The following is a 3368-nucleotide window of genomic DNA, read 5'->3' on the forward strand; positions in this document are numbered from 1 at the left end:
ATGAGGCGCCGCAAGGCGAGGTCGAGATCACGCTGGCACAGATCTGGGCCGAGCTTCTCGGTGTGGAGCGGGTCGGACGCCACGACCACTTCTTTGCGCTCGGCGGGCACTCGCTCTTGGCGGTGCAGCTGATCAGTCGAGCACAAAAAGCAGGGCTGACGTTTAGCGCTGCCGACCTCTTCCAAGCCCCTGTTCTGAGGGAGCTCGCATCGAAGATTCATTTGAAGCGACAGCCCAGCAGTCCGCAAGTGATTTCCGTTCTGGAAACGGGATCACAGCCACCTCTCTTCTTTGTTCCCACAGGATTGGGCGATTGTTCCTATGTCCCCGCCCTTGTGAAGGAAATGGACGTCGACTGTCCGGTCTATGCTTTGCCATGGCCGCATTTCGACGACGAACGTCCACTAACTCTTGAGGCAATAGCGGCGGAAGTAATGCTAGCAGTTAGAGAGATCCAGCCACATGGACCGTATCGCTTTGCTGGATACTCATCTGGGGCAATCTTGGCTTACGCGATTGCGCAGCACTTAGTGAATCTGAATGAAGCTGTGTCATTCATGGCCTTCATGGATGCTGCGTTACCTGCAAATCGACGAAGCTTATCGCCGACCCAAATGGCACGGGAAGTGCTGCTGGATTCTATGGAATTCTTGGAAGATGACAGCTTCCAGGTCTTAGAACGATTTGCTGCAAACAGCTCGATTGGCCAACTGATTCAAAAGGCACAGCAAATTGGGGCGATACCCCAGGACCGTGATCTAGAAAGCCTTCTTCTGACGTATGAAAAGGCCGCGCAGTTCCAAAGGGCACTGGACTTGTATGAAGCTCCATCTCTTGGAATCGAGATCAACCAGTTTTATGTCAACGGACCTGTCCGCAGCCGTCGTGCACGAGGTTCAATAGGTCAGGAAGCAAGTTCGCCGTTGCGGGGGTGGGACAGGGTTTTGCGTGCTGAAGCCATTCACGCCGTGTCCGTTCCGGGTGACCACACGACGATGATGAACACCCCAGAAAACCGCCGAGTTCTGGCTCGATGCCTTTTGATAGCCTTGAACAATTCACCAGACCGTCGGCGGCAATCGCAGGTGCCGCCGAGCTAACCTTGTTCGGGCATCGATTGGGAGCGGCGGCCATGATCTGGGATGTGGAGCAGGCCCACGCTTTGAACACCAGTGAGTTGGCGACGTGGTAAAACTCTGAGGGGCCTTCTCGGAGGAAGCCGCCGCGCAGCTGGCAGACTTGGAGAATCCGCGATCACTGAGGCCGAGCGGTTGCGGGCTGACAAGGGATGGTACCGCAGGTGCCGCGGGTCCCGCAACCGGGCAGTCTTCGATTGCAGAACAGGTAAGCTCCCAAAATTTGCAGACGAGAGCAGCGAATAAAATCCAGCTCTGCTCAATTATGTCAAGTCATCAGTGATGCTAAATAATGTCGACATTTATAACTCGGAGGTCGGTCGTGCCGTTCTCGTCGGTTGACGCCAGTCGATGCCTTCCAGCCGCATTGATAGTTATTCACTGTCTAGAAGAGGCTGGCGGAATGATGTCACCGACATGGTTAAGGCCACTGCTGACGGGCGTGTTTCACGCGCAGGATTGTCACCACTTCATCGCTGGCGCGATAGAACACAATGTAGTTGCGGTGAACGATCATTTTGCGTGTGCCACGAACTCGGCCGGGCTTTGTCAAGTTGACGAACGTAGACTGTACGCGTACCCGGTAACGGTAGTTACCGATATTAAATAGCCTTACCGATCGAGGCAGTTCCAGTCCAACTGTACCATGTGGCGAAGCGTTCCTGGAGTGCGGCACGGTGACTTGCCGCTTTCATTCGATGTCTGGGGAAAGCAAAGTGATGCCGGCTCGGGCCGAACCGTGAGAGAAACGCCTGAGCGCGACGCGCATCGCGAAAGCCGAGCATCTGGCGTTCGCGTCTGCGGGTCGGCTGGTGGCTATTCTCGGCGCGGTTATTCACGCGCGCAACCGCCTTGACGAAAACGTGCTTCACGTGAGCGAGCTCTGGAATCTCGGACTTCACTGCCGGATAGCTGCGTAGCTGGTCAGTGACAATCCTGCGCGGCACCGGGTTTGATCGCAGCACTCGCTGGAAGAAGCGCTTGGCTGCGGCCTTGTCGCGTCGTTTTTGCACCAGAACGTCGAGTTCAGTGCCATGCTCATCGAGCGCGCGCCACAGCAGATACGGCTCCGCGCGCAGCGTCACGAACATCTCATCCAGATGCTATGTGTTGCCCCGCTTGCGCCGCGCCGTCTTTGCACGCTAGGCGAGTTCAGCGCCGAACCTGTCGCACCAGCAACGGATTGTTTCGTACGTGACGACGACACCACGCTCGAGCAACAACTCCTCGATATCGCGCAGGCTCAGGCTGAACCGGAAATACCAGCGAACCGCGCAGCTGATGACGATGGCAGGGAAGCGGTGACCGTGATAAAGCGACTATCTTTTCTTCATCGCTTCATTCTACCCCCGCTCCTGCGTCAACCTGACAGAGCCGCTGCCCGGACTCACCGCAATGGCCCGCGCCATTGGCATGGACCTGCACGGCTCAACCGTCAGTCTGGACGGCGTCTACGACTGCCGGGCCAACCGCAAGGCGATCTTCAATCGCGGCATGATCCCGAACATCCGGGAGAACCCGCGTGGGCGCAAAACACCGAAGCGCGGCCGCAAGCAGCGCTTTGATCCGCCCGTCTTCGAGGAGCGCTTCCGGACCATCGAGCGGCTCTTCGCCTGGGAAGACAAGTTTCGCCGCCTGCTGCTGCGCTTCGAGCGCCTGAGCCTGGTCCACTACGCATTCAAGACACTCGCCTACACGATGATCAACCTGCGGCACTATTGCCGCACCTGATCTCATGCCCAGGACTGGCGCAGCATCATCGGCGCTTTGCTCCGCGCCGCGATCGCGCTCGACCACCTGGTCCCTGCACCTTCGCATACCGAAACATATCGTCGCATCTTCAACATGCCGTGCCCGACATCGATTTGCGCCTCAGGTTTGTTCGTCTGCTCCGTGCATAATCACCGTCGAAACTAATCTTACTGTGTCACATAATCAGTTATGCAGCCTATTACCGTACAGGAAGAATGCCATCGTTGCATGAGCCGTAGTCCAAGCAGGATACGCAACGTGGTAATGGAATCAGGAGCGTGGCGTTGCGCGCGCTGGACTGCCTCGTGGGATGTAATCCGGGGGAAGGGCAAGCATCGCGCGTTCCGGGAAGTTTTTTTATCGCGCTCATCCGAGCGCATCCTGAGTCGCTGAGCCATCAGAAACCCATATGCAGCGATACTCAGCGTGGCGTGGTGGTGGAAGCCACGCCAGCCTCGCCCTTCGTAATGGCCGAGCCCG

At 57.3% G+C, this 3368-nt stretch carries 2 protein-coding genes and 3 pseudogenes; 2 read left to right on the forward strand and 3 right to left on the reverse strand.

The annotated features are described in order from the left end of the window. Positions 1-1100 (forward strand): thioesterase domain-containing protein (locus AB3X96_RS42100; RefSeq protein ID WP_368594359.1); only part of this gene is annotated, 1100 nt, incomplete at its 5' end. 457 nt (positions 1101-1557) lie between these two features. Here AB3X96_RS42100 and AB3X96_RS42105 read toward each other — a convergent pair. Together AB3X96_RS42105 and AB3X96_RS42110 are read right to left on the reverse strand one after the other, a co-directional pair. Further along, positions 1558-1689 (reverse strand): annotated as a pseudogene (locus tag AB3X96_RS42105) (type II toxin-antitoxin system RelE/ParE family toxin); the annotation flags it as partial. Between the two features lie 49 nt (positions 1690-1738). Continuing rightward, positions 1739-2425 (reverse strand): annotated as a pseudogene (locus AB3X96_RS42110) (IS6 family transposase). 106 nt (positions 2426-2531) lie between these two features. Between AB3X96_RS42110 and AB3X96_RS42115 the strand changes: the two are divergent. Beyond that, a complete protein-coding gene (locus tag AB3X96_RS42115) occupies positions 2532-2867 on the forward strand; it encodes a transposase (RefSeq protein ID WP_368594360.1) in 336 nt (111 codons plus the stop codon). A gap of 291 nt (positions 2868-3158) precedes the next feature. On the opposite strand, the pseudogene AB3X96_RS42120 reads toward AB3X96_RS42115, so the two are convergent. Continuing rightward, a pseudogene (locus tag AB3X96_RS42120) lies at positions 3159-3368 on the reverse strand (IS701 family transposase); the annotation flags it as partial.

Source organism: Paraburkholderia sp. BR13439 (assembly GCF_040948805.1).
Classification (GTDB): Bacteria; Pseudomonadota; Gammaproteobacteria; order Burkholderiales; family Burkholderiaceae; genus Paraburkholderia; species Paraburkholderia youngii.

Excerpts from the sequence above, each read along its gene's own strand:
- AB3X96_RS42115 (WP_368594360.1), top strand. The coding sequence starts at position 2,532 with ATGGCCCGCGCCATTGGCATGGACCTGCACGGCTCAACCGTCAGTCTG.